Source organism: Nonomuraea sp. B19D2, assembly GCF_040137845.1.
Lineage (GTDB): Bacteria > Actinomycetota > Actinomycetes > Streptosporangiales > Streptosporangiaceae > Nonomuraea.
On sequence record NZ_JBEFAK010000017.1, the window covers coordinates 89,063 to 103,854 of the forward strand.

The following is a 14,792-nucleotide window of genomic DNA, read 5'->3' on the forward strand; positions in this document are numbered from 1 at the left end:
CCGGGGGAAGACGGGTGCGCTTATAAGTCGAACATATGTTCTTACGGCTTCCAGCGCAAGTCGTACGCTGGGTTCGTCACCCCGGCTCCTTCCCTCACACAAGGGCGTACACGTCCACCTGCGAGGCCCGCGACGTATCGGTAAGCTTGCGCGGCGTGAGCGGTGAAACCTCCCACATTGGGCGCTACAGGTTACTTAGCGTGCTGGGGCGCGGCGGCATGGGCACGGTCCATCTCGCCGAGGACCCCGCTGGGCAGCGGGTCGCCGTCAAAGTGATCAACCCGGAGCTGACCCAGCACGAGCAGTTCCGCATGCGCTTTCGCAGGGAGGCGGACGCCGCCCGGAGGGTGCGCAGGTTCTGCACGGCCGCGGTGCTCGAGGCCGCTCTCGACGGCGACCAGCTCTACGTCGTCACCGAGTACGTGCCGGGGCCGAACCTCGAAGCGGCCGTGGGCCAGTCCGGCCCCCTGCGCGGCTCCAGCCTCGACGCGCTGGCCGTCAGCGTGGCCACCGCCCTGACCGCCATCCACGGCGCCGGGGTGGTGCACAGGGACCTCAAGCCGTCGAACGTGCTGCTGTCGCCGGTCGGACCACGCGTGATCGACTTCGGCATCGCGCGGGCGCTCGACACGCTGGGCGGCGTCACGGGCACCGGCGAGCTGGTCGGCACGCCCCGCTACATGGCTCCCGAGGTGCTGCGGGGCGAGCCGGTGTCCCCGGCCTGCGACGTGTTCTCGTGGGGCAGCCTGATCGCGTTCGCCGCCAGCGGGAGGGCGCCGTTCGGCGGCGACACGCTGCCCGCGATCGTCTATCAGGTGCTCAACACCGAGCCGAACCTGGACGACGTCGATCCCGCCCTGCGCGAGCTGGTCAGGGCGGCGCTGCACAAGGACCCGGCCATGCGGCCCACCGCGCAGCAGCTGCTCGACCACCTCGTCGGGCGGTCGGCCGCGCCCGAGCAGGCGGCGCAGACCGTGCAGGTGGCCTGGCAGCAGGCCACGACGGCGTACACGTCCGTCCAGCAGCCGTCCAAGGGCGGCCGCGCCAAGCTGATCGCCGGGATCGCCGCGGCCACGGCGGTGCTCGTGGCCGGGTCCGTGGCCGCGTGGGCGGTGTTCGCCCCCAGCGGGCCGCCCGACGACCTGGGCGTTCTCTACCGCGAGGACTTCACGCAGACCTCCGGCGGCTGGACCGGCACGTACGACCCCGACGCCTCGGCCAGCTACGGATACCGGACGGACGGAACATACGGGCTGGATGTCGAGAAGGGATCGGAAGAGCGGTGGGCGAAGGCCCCCATACCCTTCCTCATCGCCAAGCCGACCGGCACGCCCAGCCCCTCGGCCACGCCCACGCCGATGTTGCCGTCTTCCGTCGTCGTCGCCGTCACCGCCGAGGTCAAGAGGCACACCGGCACCGGCGAGTACGGCGTGTACTGCCACAACGTGGACGATGACGACACGTACTACGAGTTCGCCCTCGACACGACGGGAAAGGCCAGGATCCGGCGCATCGTGGACGGGGCCGGCGGCACGCTGGCCCAGCCGGTGCAGGTGGACGAGCTGCCCGGCAAGGCCCGGCTGGTGGCGTCGTGCGAGCAGGTCGGATCGGCCGTGCGGCTGACGATGTGGGTGAACGACCAGCAGGTCCACCAGGTGGATGACCCGAACGGGCTCGGGAACGGCTACGTGGGGCTCTTCGCCCGTACGCCGAAGGACGAGAGGTCGATGCTGAAGACGACGTTCGACGACTTCGAGCTACGCGGCCAGAAGGAACCCTAGAGGATCGGTGACGGTGCCATGCGGCAGGCCGAGCCTCATGGGCTGACGGCTGGGCCCGACGGGGCGATCTGGGTGGCCCTGGAGGCGGGCGCCCTGGCCAGGATCGGCTGACGGACTGCGGCTGGAGGGCGATCGACTTTCGACCCGGGTGGAATGATCCGGCAGCCGCGGAGTTGACTATGGGTATGCATGCCATCATCGTCTCCGCCCAGGGCGGTCCAGAGGTTCTCGAATACGTCGAGCGGCCCGACCCGGTCCCCGGCGAAGGGGAAATCCTGGTCGACGTCGCCGCGAGCGGTGTCAACTTCATCGACATCTACCACCGCTCCGGCGCGTATCCGCTCAACCTGCCCACCCCCATCGGCTCCGAGGGCGCGGGCACCGTCTCCGCCGTCGGGCCCGGGGTGCAGGGGGTGGCCGTGGGCGACACCGTGGCCTGGGCCAACGTCCTGGGGAGCTACGCCGAGAAGGCCGTGATCCCGGCCGATCGGGCGGTGCCCGTTCCCGGCGGCGTCCCGGCCGACGTGGCGGCGGCGGCGATGCTCCAGGGGATGACCGCCCACTACCTCACCCACTCCACCTACGAGGTGCGGGAAGGGGACGAGGTGCTCGTGCACGCCGGAGCCGGCGGCATGGGACAGCTGCTCATCCAGCTCGCCAAGCTCAAGGGCGCCAGGGTCCACACCACCGTCTCCACCGCCGAGAAGGAGAAGCTGGCCCGGGAGGCGGGGGCCGACGAGGTGCTGCGCTACGACGACTTCGTGGCGGCGCTGCGCGGCAAGATCGACGTCGTGTACGACGGCGTCGGGAAGGCCACGTTCGACGGCGGGCTGGAGGTGCTGCGCCCGCGCGGCCTCATGGCCCTGTACGGCGCCGCGAGCGGCCCCGTCCCCCCGATCGATCCGCAGATCCTCAACAAGCACGGCTCGCTCTTCCTCACCAGGCCCTCGCTCGTCCACTACATAGCCGAGCGTGCCGAGCTGCGCCAGCGCGCCGCCGACCTGTTCGGGTGGATCGCGGCGGGACAACTCACCATCAACGTCTCGCACCGCTACCCGCTGGCCGAGGCGCGGCAGGCGCACGAGGACCTGGCGGCCCGCCGCACGACAGGGAAACTCCTCCTCATACCCTGACCGCATGGACATCGCAGGATCAGTCTGGTCGTTCGCCGCCGTAGTCGCCCTTCTCACGCTCACCCCCGGCCTCGACACGGCCCTCATCCTGCGAACGTCGGTGCTGGCGGGCAGGTGGCCGGCCTGGGGCGTGACGCTCGGCATCCAGGTCGGCACGCTCATCTGGGGCGTGCTCACCGCGGCGGGGCTGTCGGCGCTCCTGTCCGCCTCCCGGCTCGGCTACGAGATCCTGCGCTGGGCCGGGGTGGCGTACCTGGTGTGGATGGGCCTGCGCATGATCCTGGCCAGGCAGGCGGCGCACGACGAGCCGGAGCAGGCGGTGCGGTTCATGAGCGGCTTCACGCGGGGCCTGGTCACGAACCTGCTCAACCCCAAGGTCGGGGCGTTCTACGTGGCCATGCTGCCGCAGTTCATCCCGGACGGGGCGCCGCACGCGCTCATGGGGCTGCTGCTGGCCGGCGTGCACGTGGCCGAGGGGCTGCTGTGGAGCGTGGTGCTGATCGGGTTCGCGTCGTTGATGAGCGGCTTCCTGCGCTCGCCCGCCGTACGGCGCGCACTCGACCGCCTGACTGGCGTGGTCATCGTCGGCTTCGGCATCCGCCTCGCCGTCACGGACTGAGGCCGGCGACCCACGCCGGCCGGCCGCCCCCGTCCGTCACCGGGCAGGTCAGGCAGCGTGCGGATGGCTTTGCTTCCGGGGCGCGGCAACGAGAGGGTGGGTTGCGTGGAGACGGCGTACGTGCTCGGCGGCGGAGGTGTGCTCGGCGCGCACGAGGTGGGCATGCTGCAGGCCCTCGACGAGGCGGGCATCAGCCCCGACCTCGTCGTGGGCACGTCCGTGGGCGCGCTGAACGGCGCGGTCATCGCCGCCGCCCCTTCCGAGGCGGTCGCCCGGCTGGTGTCCTTGTGGCGCTCCGATGTCGTACGTACGGCGTTCGCCGGCTCATGGGTGGCCCGGTTGTCCACGCTGGCCAGGACCGGCACCCATCTGCACCCGATCGCACCGTTGCGCGATGTTCTGAGCGAGACCGTGCCGATTTCCCAGATCGAGGACCTGGAGGTGCCCTTCCAGTGCGTGGCGGCCTCGGTCGAGCGGGCCGCGGCACACTGGTTCGCGGAAGGGCCGCTGGTGGAGGCGGTGCTGGCGTCGTGCGCGGTGCCGGGGCTGCTGCCGCCCGTCGTGATCGGCGGCGAGCACTTCTACGACGGGGGGCTGGTGCACAGCATCCCCATCAGCCGGGCCGTGCGGCTCGGGGCCAAGCGCGTCTTCGTCCTGCACGTCGGGCGGATCGAACGGCCGCTGTCGCCGCCCAGGCGGTTCTGGGAGGTGGGCATGGTGGCGTTCGAGATCGCGCGCAGGCACCGCTTCGCCGAGGACATGGCCAGCCTGCCGCCAGGGGTGGAGGTGCACGTGCTGCCCGCGGGCGTGACCCGGCCGCTCTCCACGCTGCGCTACCGCGACGTCTCGCAGATCTCCGCCTGCATCGAGCGGGCCTACACCGCCTCTTCGCACTATTTGCGGAACAGAGGAGGATGAGAGGTAGACCGTTCCAGGGAGGCCGCTGTGCTCCCACCACGTATCCTGCGCCGGCTCGTGCTGGCTCCTCTGGTCATCGTCATGACCGTGTTCATGCTGGTGACGCTGCCGTTCTGGCTCGTCGTCACGGCGGCGGCCTCGCTGCGCCTGCCGCCGCCGCAGCGCCGGGGGCCGAGGTTCGTCTGGTTCGGCACGGCATGGCTGGCTCTGGAGTCGGCCGTGCTGATCGCCTGCCTGTGGCTGTGGGTGGCGGGCGGGGCCCGGCGCCAGGACCGGCACTACGCGCTGATCAGATGGTTCCTGTCCAGGGTGTACGCGAATGCGGTGCGGATCTTCCGGCTGACCCTGGAGATCGAGGAGCCCGAGCTGACGACCGAGGAGCGGGCCGCCCGGCTGACCCGGCCGGTCATCGTGCTGGCGCGGCATGCGGGGCCCGGCGACTCATTTTTGCTGATTTATCACCTTCTAGCGATATATGAACGGCGGCCACGCATCGTCATGAAGGCCGCGCTCCAGTACGACCCCTCGCTGGACGTGGTGATCAACCGGCTGCCGAACGCGTTCGTCCCCCGCGAGTCCGGACAGGAGCGGATCATCGAGGAGATCCGCCGCCTCGCCGCGACGATGGGCGATCAGGACGCCCTGGTGATCTTCCCCGAGGGCGGCAACTTCACCCCGCGCCGCCGCGGGCTGGCGATCAGGCGGCTGGAGGAGAAGGGGCTGGCCGAGGAGGCCGAGCGGGCGCGCGGCCTGGACCACCTGCTGCCGCCCAGGCCGAAGGGCGCCATCACGGCTCTCGAGGCGTGCCCGTCGGCGGACGTCATCTTCGTCGCACACACCGGGCTCGACGACCTCATCACGTTGGCGGACGTCTGGCGCAAACTGCCCGTCAGCGCTCACATCACCGCGAAGTGGTGGCGGGTGCCGGCCGCCGAGGTGCCGCGGGAGCGGGCGGAGCGGATCCGGTGGCTGTACGACCACTGGGAACAGATCGACGCCTGGATCGACGTCCAACGCCAGGCCCGCGCCGTCAACGAAGTGCGCCAGGGGGCAGGAACGGGACGTCCGGAGGGCCGTGCTCGATGAGACGGAGCAGCGCGTCCGTGTCGAGGTGCCGCTCCACGAGGTCGCCGAGCGCGTCGAGCCGCTCCTCCCTGAGCCCCGCGAAGTCCGTGTCCGGAGCCGGTACGAAGTCGCGCCCGGCCCGTTCGGCCACGTCGGCCAGGAACGCCCGGCGGAATCCGTCGTTCTCCAGGGCGCCGTGCCAGGCGGTGCCCCAGACGTTCCCGGCCCGGCAGCCGTCGAGGAACGGCTCGCCCCCGTCCACCGAGGCCACCCCGTGGTGGATCTCGTACGCGCGCACCGGCTGCCCGTACGCCGTGCCCTCCGGCCGCCCGAGCCGCTTCTCCTCCGCGAACTCGACGCGCACCGGCAGCCTGCCGAGCCCCTCGACCTTCCCCTCCCCCGACTCGACCTCGTCCACGATCTCCCGGCCGAGCATCTGGAACCCGCCGCAGATCCCCAGCACGGGCCCCGCCCGGTCGATGATCGCCGCCGCCAGCCCCCGCGCACGCAGCCACGCCAGGTCGCTGACCGTGGCCCTCGACCCGGGCAGCACCACCAGGTCGGCGTCGTCCAGTTCGACCGGATCGGTGATGAAGCGCACCACGACCCCCGGCTCGGCGGCCAGGGCGTCGAGGTCGGTGAAGTTCGAGATCCTCGGCAGCCGCACGACCGCCACCCTGAGGGTCTGCCGGCCGTACGGCGCGCGCACCGCAACCCTGCGGCTGTCCAGGGCGAGCGAGTCCTCGACGTCCAGCCAGAGCCCGTCGAGCCAGGGCAGGACGCCGTACACCGCACGCCCCGTCAGCTGCCTGAGCATGTCGAGCCCGGGCTCCAGCAGCTCACGGGCGCCGCGGAACTTGTTGACGACGAATCCGGAAATATGCGATTGGTCGTCGGCGTCCAGCAGGCCCACCGTCCCGTAGAACGCGGCGAACACCCCTCCCCTGTCGATGTCGCCGACCACGATCACCGGCAGGCCGGCGGCCCTGGCCAGGCCCATGTTGGCGATGTCGCCGCGACGCAGGTTGATCTCGGCGGGGCTGCCCGCGCCCTCGCACACCACCACGTCGTACCGCTTCCTGAGCCTCTCCAGCGCCTCCAGAGCCGTGGCGCGGAGGAGGTCCTTGAGCGCGCCGTACTCCATCGCGTCCACGTCCGCCACCGGTCTGCCCATGAGGACGACCTGGCTGCGGCGGTCGCTGCCCGGCTTGAGGAGGACGGGGTTCATGTCCGCCACCGGCTCCAGGTACGCGGCCTGCGCCTGCATGACCTGCGCCCGGCCGATCTCGGCGCCCTCCGCGGTGACGTACGAGTTGAGCGACATGTTCTGCGCCTTGAAGGGCGCGACGCGCACGCCTCTGCGGGCCAGCCACCGGCAGATGCCGGCGGTCACCACGCTCTTGCCCGCGTCGGACGTGGTCCCCGCCACCAGCAACCCGCCTCTGACCATGCGATCACCGTATCGGAGCGCTCAAGGTCATATGCTGGCCGCATGCCACCGTCGGATCTCCCCATCTGCCGCACATGCGGCGTCCAGTACGGCGAGCCGCGCCCCGACTGCCCGATCTGCGAGGACGAGCGCCAGTACGTCGGCTGGGACGGCCAGCGGTGGACCACGATGGCGGGCCTGGCGGCCGAGGGCCATCGGGGCCGGGTCGAGGAGGAGGGCCCCGGCGTGATCGGCGTCGGCACCGCCCCGCCCACGGCCATCGGCCAGCGCGCCCTGCTCATCCGCACGCCCGAGGGCAACGTGCTCTGGGACATGGTCTCCTACCTGGATGACGACCTGGTCGCCCAGGTCAGGGAGCTGGGCGGAGTGGCGGCCATCGCCATCAGCCACCCCCACTTCTACGGCTCCATGATCGAGTGGGCGCACGCCTTCGACGCCCCCGTGTACATCCACGCCTCCGACAGGCAGTGGGTGGGCAGGCCGGACGACGCGGTGGTCTTCTGGGAGGGCGACACGCACCGGCTGTCCGAGGACCTCACCTTGATCAACGCGGGCGTGCACTTCGAGGGCGGCCAGGTGCTCCACTCGTCGTCCCAGGGCGCCCTGTTCTCGGGAGACATCCTCACGGTCGTCCAGGACCGGCGCTGGGTGAGCTTCATCTACAGCTACCCGAACTTCATCCCCGAACGTCCGCACGTAGTGCGCCGTGCCCTGGACCTGCTGGAGCCGTACGCGTTCGACAGGGTTTATGGGGGTTGGTGGAAGCGCGTCGTGTACGCGGACGGCGCTGAGGCCGTCCGCCGCTCAGCCGACCGCTACCTGACCTTCGTCGAGGACAGGTGAGCGTGGCTCAGCTCCCGCCCTCGCGCCGCTTCTCTTCCTGAACGCCGCCCTCGCCGCGGCCACCGCCGTAGCGGCGCTGCACGGCGTCGGCGCCCTTCGAGATCTGCTCGTCGTACTTGTGGCCGGTCCGCTCCTTCGCGAGCTTCTCGGCGCGGTCCAGCAGCTGGTCCGCCTGCCTGGAATGCCCTCTGGCCAGGCTCTCCACCTTCTTCAGCCACTCCCCTATGCGGCCCATGACCATCCCCTTCCTTCCGGCTACGCCCGGCCTCTACCCCCGCATCCAGCACATTCACCGCCCGGAGGGCCGGCATGTCGGCCCGGGCCCCTACCATGCGGCGCATGACCACGCACGGATTCACTCTCACCGCCGAGGGCCCGTTCGACTTCGGCGCCTCGCTGCGCTTCGTCGAGGACTGGCCGGCCACCAGCACGCTGCCGTCCGACGGGCAGGCGCTGCGCTTCGCCTACTGCGCCGAGTCCGACTGGCTGCCGATCGGTGTGCGGGTGACCGCCGCGCCGGGCGGCGTGGCCGTCGCCACGACCCGCCCGGCCGGGCCGGGCATCCGGGGTGAGGTGGCGCGCATCCTCTCCCTCGACGTCGACGGCACCGGCTTCGCCGCGCTCGGGCAGGCCGACCCGGTGCTCGGCGACCTGCAGCGGCTCTCCCCCGGCCTGCGCCCGGTCTGCTTCTGGAGCCCGTGGGAGGCCGCGTGCTGGGCGGTCATCGTGCAGCGCTCCTCGATGCTCATCGCCTCCCGGATCAAGCAACGCATCGCCGAGCGCTACGGCGCGCAGGTCACCGTGGACGGGCGGACGTATGCGGCCTTCCCCCCGCCCGTGACGCTGCTGGAGGCCGGCGGGCTGGGCCTGCCCGCGCAGAAGGAGGAGTGGCTGCGCGGCCTCGCCCAGGCCGCGCTCGACGGCCTGCTCACCGCCCAGCACCTGCGCGCGCTCGACCCGCAGGAGGCCCTCGCCGAGCTGCGCGCCCTGCCCGGCGTCGGGCCGTTCTCCGCGGGCCTGATCCTGATCCGCGGCGCGGGCGCCCCCGACGCGTTCCCCGGCGACGAGCCACGCCTGTTCGGCATCCTGCGCGAGGCGTACGGGCTGCCCGAGGACGCGCCTTCGGCCGCGTACCGGAAGCTGGCCGATGCCTGGCGGCCCTACCGCTCCTGGGCCTCCTTCCTGTTCCGGGCGACCGCCTACGGCGTCACGGACGATCAGGAACGAGCGGCGGCCCGGTGAGGCGGGCTCCGGCCCGATCCCGCCGCCTCCCGCCGCGAACGGTCGCGGCATAGTAGTGGGGGCCGGTCCCATCGACGGAGAAGGGCAGATGGACAACCACATCTACGTCACCCGCACGCTGACCGACGCCGCCATGGCGAAGGTCCGCGAGCTGAGCCATCCCGTGATCGTCGGCGGGGAGGAGCCGCCCGACCGTGCCACGCTGCTGCGCGACGTGGCGGGCGCGGCGGCGGTGGTGTGCACGCTGACCGAGCGGATCGACGCGGAGGTGCTCGACGCCGCGGGGCCCGGCCTGCGCGTGGTCGCCAACACGGCTGTCGGCTACGACAACATCGACGTGGCCGCCGCCACCGAGCGCGGCGTGCGGGTGACCAACACCCCCGGCGTCCTGGACGGCGCGACCGCCGACCTGGCCTTCGCGCTGATCCTGGCCACCTCACGCCGCGTGCTCGACGGCGACCGGCTGATCCGCGAAGGGACCCCCTGGATCTGGGGGCCGCGGATGATGCTCGGCATCGACCTCAGCGCCGGCGCGACCCTCGGCGTGGTCGGGTACGGCAGGATCGGGCGGGCGGTGGCCCGTCGCGCCCGGGCGTTCGACATGTCCGTTCTCGCCACGCCCACGTCCTCGCCGCTCACCGACGAGGACCGCCTCGGCGTCGAGTTCGTGCCGTTGCCCGAGCTCCTTGGGCGCAGCGACGTGGTGACCCTGCACTGCCCGCTGACGCCCGAGACCCGGCACCTCATCAACGCCGCCGCGCTGCGCCGCATGAAGCCCACGGCGATCCTGGTCAACACCGCGAGGGGCGGCATCGTCGACGAGCGGGCGCTGATCGAGGCGCTGCGGTCGGGGGCGCTCGCCGCCGCCGGGCTGGACGTCTTCGAGGACGAACCGCGGGTCGACCCCGAGCTGGCCAAGCTCCCGAACACCGTGCTCACACCGCACATCGGCAGCGCGGGAACGGCGACGCGCGAGCGGATGTGCGGCTTGTCGGTGGCGAACGCGGCCGCCGTCCTCGCCGGGCGCGCCCCCCTCACGCCCGTGAACTGAGGATCCCGCGCTAGTGCCGGGGTTTCTGCGTCGTTTGTCCGGAAAGTGGAAGTGCGTCCGGGGGATACGGAGCTTCCGGGGGGATACGACCAGAAAGGCATGGACATGAGCGCCAAGGACAAGATCCGCAACAAGGCCGAGGAGCTCAAGGGGCGAGCGAAGAAGACGATCGGGCACGCCACCGGCGACGAACGGCTGCGGGAAAAGGGGCGCACCGACGAGGCCAAGGGAGGCGCCAAGCAGGCCGGAGAGAAGATCAAGGACGCCGGCCGGAAGGTCAAGGGCGTCTTCAAGAAGTGACGGCCGCTCAGGTTAGGGGCCCGCCCTCACGTCTTACGGCGCGAGGGCGGGCCGCTTTGGGCTGCCCCTTCCGTGCCGCGAGACGCGTACGCCGGTCTCCGCCCGCGCCTTAGGGAAGCCATAAGGAATCCTTAAACGGCCTTCGCCACACTGAGGGCACATGAAAACAGCGGGTCTCGAGAGACCCGTCGGACAAGGAGTGGCAGATGGCCAGCAAACTGGTGGTTTCGACTTTCGTGTCGCTGGACGGCGTCATGCAGGCTCCCGGCGGGCCCGGCGAGGACGACTCCAACGGCTTCCCCCACGGCGGGTGGCTGCCCCCGTACGTGGACGAGGGGTTCGGCCAGATCATGGGCGAGCAGCTCGACCGCGCCGACGGCATGCTCCTGGGCCGCAAGTCGTACGACATCCTCTCCTCGTACTGGCCCAGCGTGCCCGACGAGGAGGGTGGCGCCAAGATCAACAGCATGCCCAAGTACGTCACCACGAGGACGCCGATGACCGCCGCGTGGCGCAACACCCAGGTCCTGGTGGGCGAGGCCGCCCAGACGGTGGCCGAGCTCAAGCGGAACACCGACGGCGAGATCCTCGTCCAGGGCAGCAGCGACCTCATCCGTTCGCTGCAGGCGGCCGAGCTGGTCGACGAATACCGCCTGCTGGTCTTCCCCGTCGTCCTCGGGGAGGGCAAGCGGCTCTTCGCCGAGGGAACCACCCCGGCCGCGCTCAAGCACACCGGCACCACCACCACCGACGCCGGCGTCGTCTACATCACCTACGAGTGGGCCGGCAAGCCCTCCTACGGCTCCGTCGCTTGACCTGCACCCCGCCGTGAACGGCGAGGATTCCCGTCCCGCCTTCGGCGGGCCATCCCCTGACGGGGACCGCATTCATCCCGGCCTGAAGGCCACGGCTTTCTGCGGATCTTCGGTAACCGCCGATGCCTGGTCACCGCTCCCGCCGGGAGACGGTGAGCATGTGGCCGCTGACTCCGAGAAGGGACGGGACGGATTCCATCGAGCGCTGGGCGCCGAGCATGAGGGCCCGGCATTCCGGGTCCTCAAGCGTGCGGCGCAGCACGTCCTGGGTACGCCAGAACTCCAACCGGCCGCGCCCTTCGCGAAGCCGAGCGTGCTCCCTGTCCTGCTCGTAGTAGGCGAGCAGGTCCTGTGTCACCGTCATACCTGATCGTGGCGGAATGCCCATATGGGCCACAAACGGTTTAATGCGCAGGTCAAGTTCTCGCCGCCGGTATACGCGCCTTGCGGCCTTGCCGCACGGATCAACCTAGTGTGATGGGATGAGCACAATCGATCACCAACCGGTGGATGGGGCTGATATCGCCGAAGTCGCCACGTACGTCATCGGTGAGTGCGCCCGGTTCGGCACGCGGCTGCGAACGCTGACCCGCCAGCTCGATCACTCCGCCACAGCCGCAACCGAACGTGAGGAGCTGACGCAGGCCATCGCCTATGTCCACGCCGCCCTGGCCGATCTCCTCATCACCGTTCACCCCATTCATCACGACGACCCGGCTCATGACCGCGCCCCTCAGGAGCCGGCCGACGTCGGCGCGGCCGGTCCAGCCACCCGCCAGCACCCGTCGGTCCGCGATATGCCCTGGGTTGCCACGGCTTGACGGCTTGTTGGGCCGCACCGGCCCTCCAGCACGTTTTGACCCCTGTCACCGGGCACGGGGCAAGGTAGACCCGCCGTCGTCCGCGGGCACAAGCCAGACGACACGGAGGGAGCCGTCATGGCCACACAACAGGATGTGATCGAGGTCCTCGTGACCGATCACCGCGAGGTCGAGCAGATGTTCGGCGAGCTGGAGCACATGATCGGCGGCATCGGTGAGCCGGCCAAGACGCTGGCGGAAAAGGTGGTCATCGAGCTGGTCCGGCACTCGATCGCCGAGGAGGAGTACCTGTATCCGGCCGTGCGCGAGCACGTGCCCGGCGGCAACAAGCTGGCCAACCAGGAGATCACCGAGCACGCCGAGGCGGAGCAGACGATGAAGCGGCTGGAAGCTCTGGAGCCGAACGAAAGGGAGTTCTGGCCCACCATGGAGCTCCTGATGAGCCAGATCCGCGCCCACATCCGCGAGGAGGAGAACGACCTGTTCCCGCGGCTGCGCGAGGCCTGCACGCCTGAGCAGCTGACGGAATTGGGGGGCAAGGTGCAGAAGGCCAAGAAGCTGGCCCCGACCCGCCCGCACCCCGCCGCGCCCGACACCCCGCCCGCCAACAAGCTGCTGGCGCCGGGAGCCGGGCTCGTGGACCGCATCCGGGATGCCATCACCGGCCGGGGACGCTCCTGACCCGTCACGACGTCGGTGATGAACCGGTAGGGAGGCATGAGCGAATCCTGCGGAATCGAGCGCATGCTGGTCACCTTGCTCGAGGCCAGCCACACGAGCACGCTGGAGCGCCTGCCGGCGCTGGCCACCGAGAGCGCCGCGCTGGCCGGCCTCGGGGAGGTGGCGATCTACCTGGCGGACCTGCAGCAAGTGACGTTGCGCCGGCTGCGGTCCCGCGACGCGGATGACGAGCCGGCCGACGAGCTGCGGGTGGACGGCACCCTGGCGGGACGGGCCTTCCAGGAGGTACGCGTCCTGCCGCAGAGCGGGGACCGCGGCGAGCGCTACTGGTGGGTTCCGCTGCTGGACGGCACCGAGCGGCTGGGACTGCTACGGGTCGGCAGTGCCACGGCCGCCGTCCCGCAGGCCGCCGTCCAGCTGGCCGCGCTGATCGCGCTCCTCGTCGTCAGCCAGCGCACGCAGAGCGACAAGTATCAGCGCCTGGTGCGTTCGAGACCGATGAACGTGGCCGCGGAGATGCAGCGGCAGCTACTCCCGCGGCTGACCTTCTCCACCCCGGAAGTGACCGTGGGCGCCGTGATCGAGCCCGCCTACGAGGTGGGCGGCGACGTGTTCGACTACGCCCTGTACGGCGACACCCTTCATCTGGCCGTCTTCGACGCGATGGGCCACGACGTCGCGGCGGGCCTGACGGCCAACCTGGCCATGGCCGCCAGCCGCAATCACCGCCGCCAGGACATGGATCTCACGGCGAACAGCCAGGCGATCGAGCGCGTGCTGATCAGCGAGTTCGGCCGCGGCACCCGGTACGTGACCGCCGTCATGGCCGATCTGAACCTGCGCACCGGCCTGCTCACCTGGATCAACCGCGGCCACCCGCTGCCGGTGCTGATCCGCGGCGGCCGCTGGATCACCACGTTGACGTGCCCGCCCGCCCACCCTCTCGGCCTGGACCTCGACATGCCCGTCACGGTCTGCCACGAGCAGCTGGAGCCGGGCGATCGGCTGCTGCTGTACACCGACGGCATCGTCGAAGCCGGCGCCGCCCAGGGCCGCGAGTTCGGGCTTACCCGATTCGTGGACTTCATCGTGCGCCACAGCAGCTCCAGCCTTCCGGTCCCGGAGACGCTACGCCGGCTGATCAGGAGCATCCTCGACTACCACGACGGCGAGCTGCACGACGACGCCACCGTAGTGGTGACCGAATGGCACGGTTTCGCCGGATCGGCTTTCCCGAAGGGAAGATCATGAGTGACGCGTACGACCAGGTGGCGATCGTGACGGGGGCGGACTCCGGCATCGGCAAGGCCACCGCCGTGGCCCTGGCCGAGCAGGGTTTCGACGTCGGCATCACGTACCACATGGACCGCGAGGGCGCGGAGGACACAGCGAGCCTGGTACGCGGGCTGGGCCAGGTGCCGGCGGTGCGCAGGCACGACCTGACCGACCCCGAGCGGGCGTCGGCGGTCGTCGACGAGCTGGCCGAGGAGCTGGGCGGGGTCGGTGTGCTGGTCAACAACGCCGGCACCGGCACGAGCGAGCCGCTGCTCGAGACCGGCTACGAACGCTGGCGCTCCGTCCTGGCGGTGGACCTCGACGGGGCGTTCCTGTGCGCGCAACGGGCCGCCAAGCGCATGGTCGCGTCGGGCAGGGGTGGCCGCATCGTCAACGTCACCAGCGTTCACGAGGAGTACCCGAGGGTCGGCGCGGGCCCGTACTGCGCGGCCAAGGGCGGGCTGCGCATGCTCAGCCGTGTCCTGGCGCTGGAGCTGGCGGAGTATGGCATCACCGTGAACTCCGTGGCGCCCGGCGAGATCGCCACCCCGATGACCGGGCAGGAGGACCTGCCGCCGCAGCCCGGCACCAGGCCTGGCTACCCCGTGTCCCGGCCCGGGGACGCCCGCGAGGTGGCCGCGGTCGTGGCCTTCCTGGCGAGCCCGTCCTCGTCTTATGTCACGGGGACGACCGTGTTCGTCGACGGCGGGCTGGGGTTGATGGGCCCGCAGGCGGCCGGCGCCCTCGACTCGGGCGGCTGGCGTACCGGATGAATGGCCTGTTGTGACGCCGGGACCG

Annotated in this window: 17 protein-coding genes; 14 read left to right on the forward strand and 3 right to left on the reverse strand. The window is 70.9% G+C overall.

What is annotated here, in order from left to right:
• Positions 1–155: 155 nt before the first annotated feature.
• The 5 genes from ABN273_RS29255 to ABN273_RS29275 all read left to right on the forward strand — a co-directional run bounded on the left by ABN273_RS29255 (position 156) and on the right by ABN273_RS29275 (position 5,537).
• Entirely contained in the window at positions 156–1,781 is a 1,626-nt protein-coding gene (locus ABN273_RS29255) for a serine/threonine-protein kinase (RefSeq protein WP_349452257.1), read from the forward strand.
• Between the two features lie 185 nt (positions 1,782–1,966).
• Positions 1,967–2,914, forward strand: a complete 948-nt coding sequence (locus ABN273_RS29260; protein ID WP_349452361.1) for a quinone oxidoreductase family protein — start codon at positions 1,967–1,969, stop codon at positions 2,912–2,914.
• A gap of 4 nt (positions 2,915–2,918) precedes the next feature.
• Entirely contained in the window at positions 2,919–3,533 is a 615-nt protein-coding gene (locus tag ABN273_RS29265) for a LysE family translocator (protein WP_349452258.1), read from the forward strand.
• Between the two features lie 105 nt (positions 3,534–3,638).
• A complete protein-coding gene (locus ABN273_RS29270) occupies positions 3,639–4,451 on the forward strand; it encodes a patatin-like phospholipase family protein (RefSeq protein WP_349452259.1) in 813 nt (270 codons plus the stop codon).
• A 27-nt stretch (positions 4,452–4,478) separates the two neighbouring features.
• Entirely contained in the window at positions 4,479–5,537 is a 1,059-nt protein-coding gene (locus ABN273_RS29275) for a 1-acyl-sn-glycerol-3-phosphate acyltransferase (protein ID WP_349452260.1), read from the forward strand.
• On the opposite strand, the gene ABN273_RS29280 is transcribed toward ABN273_RS29275, so the two are convergent.
• Positions 5,482–6,966 (reverse strand): cobyric acid synthase, encoded by a 1,485-nt coding sequence (locus ABN273_RS29280; protein WP_349452261.1) that lies wholly within the window; start codon positions 6,964–6,966, stop codon positions 5,482–5,484. The genes ABN273_RS29275 and ABN273_RS29280 overlap by 56 nt on opposite strands.
• A 42-nt stretch (positions 6,967–7,008) precedes the next feature.
• On the opposite strand from ABN273_RS29280, the gene ABN273_RS29285 reads away from it, so the two are divergent.
• Positions 7,009–7,809: an MBL fold metallo-hydrolase gene (locus ABN273_RS29285; RefSeq protein WP_349452262.1), complete on the forward strand. Its 801-nt coding sequence runs from the start codon at positions 7,009–7,011 to the stop codon at positions 7,807–7,809.
• A 7-nt stretch (positions 7,810–7,816) separates the two neighbouring features.
• Here ABN273_RS29285 and ABN273_RS29290 read toward each other — a convergent pair whose 3' ends face one another.
• Complete coding sequence (locus tag ABN273_RS29290) at positions 7,817–8,044, reverse strand: antitoxin (protein ID WP_349452263.1); 228 nt, start codon at positions 8,042–8,044, stop codon at positions 7,817–7,819.
• 104 nt (positions 8,045–8,148) lie between these two features.
• On the opposite strand from ABN273_RS29290, the gene ABN273_RS29295 reads away from it, so the two are divergent.
• The 4 genes from ABN273_RS29295 (at position 8,149) to ABN273_RS29310 (ending at position 11,217) form a co-directional block, all read left to right on the forward strand.
• On the forward strand, positions 8,149–9,051 hold the full coding sequence (locus ABN273_RS29295) for a DNA-3-methyladenine glycosylase family protein (RefSeq protein WP_349452264.1): 903 nt from the start codon (positions 8,149–8,151) through the stop codon (positions 9,049–9,051).
• A gap of 88 nt (positions 9,052–9,139) precedes the next feature.
• Positions 9,140–10,102 carry a 2-hydroxyacid dehydrogenase gene (locus ABN273_RS29300; RefSeq protein ID WP_349452265.1) on the forward strand — a complete coding sequence of 321 codons (963 nt, stop codon included), beginning with the start codon at positions 9,140–9,142 and terminating at the stop codon, positions 10,100–10,102.
• Between the two features lie 105 nt (positions 10,103–10,207).
• On the forward strand, positions 10,208–10,402 hold the full coding sequence (locus ABN273_RS29305) for a CsbD family protein (protein ID WP_349452266.1): 195 nt from the start codon (positions 10,208–10,210) through the stop codon (positions 10,400–10,402).
• A 206-nt stretch (positions 10,403–10,608) separates the two neighbouring features.
• Positions 10,609–11,217, forward strand: coding sequence for a dihydrofolate reductase family protein (locus ABN273_RS29310; protein ID WP_349452267.1), 609 nt, complete (start codon positions 10,609–10,611; stop codon positions 11,215–11,217).
• A gap of 130 nt (positions 11,218–11,347) precedes the next feature.
• Here ABN273_RS29310 and ABN273_RS29315 read toward each other — a convergent pair whose 3' ends face one another.
• Positions 11,348–11,581 (reverse strand): hypothetical protein, encoded by a 234-nt coding sequence (locus ABN273_RS29315; protein ID WP_349452268.1) that lies wholly within the window; start codon positions 11,579–11,581, stop codon positions 11,348–11,350.
• Positions 11,582–11,699: 118 nt separating this feature from the next.
• Between ABN273_RS29315 and ABN273_RS29320 the strand changes: the two genes are divergently transcribed.
• From ABN273_RS29320 to ABN273_RS29335, 4 genes are all read left to right on the forward strand, one after another.
• Entirely contained in the window at positions 11,700–12,038 is a 339-nt protein-coding gene (locus ABN273_RS29320) for a hypothetical protein (RefSeq protein ID WP_349452269.1), read from the forward strand.
• Between the two features lie 117 nt (positions 12,039–12,155).
• The gene (locus tag ABN273_RS29325; protein ID WP_349452270.1) at positions 12,156–12,719 is read left to right on the forward strand and encodes a hemerythrin domain-containing protein; all 564 of its coding nucleotides are present in this window, start codon (positions 12,156–12,158) and stop codon (positions 12,717–12,719) included.
• Between the two features lie 36 nt (positions 12,720–12,755).
• On the forward strand, positions 12,756–13,970 hold the full coding sequence (locus tag ABN273_RS29330) for a PP2C family protein-serine/threonine phosphatase (RefSeq protein WP_349452271.1): 1,215 nt from the start codon (positions 12,756–12,758) through the stop codon (positions 13,968–13,970).
• The gene (locus ABN273_RS29335) at positions 13,967–14,767 is read left to right on the forward strand and encodes an SDR family oxidoreductase (RefSeq protein WP_349452272.1); all 801 of its coding nucleotides are present in this window, start codon (positions 13,967–13,969) and stop codon (positions 14,765–14,767) included. The genes ABN273_RS29330 and ABN273_RS29335 overlap by 4 nt, the downstream gene beginning before the upstream one ends.
• Positions 14,768–14,792 lie beyond the last annotated feature (25 nt).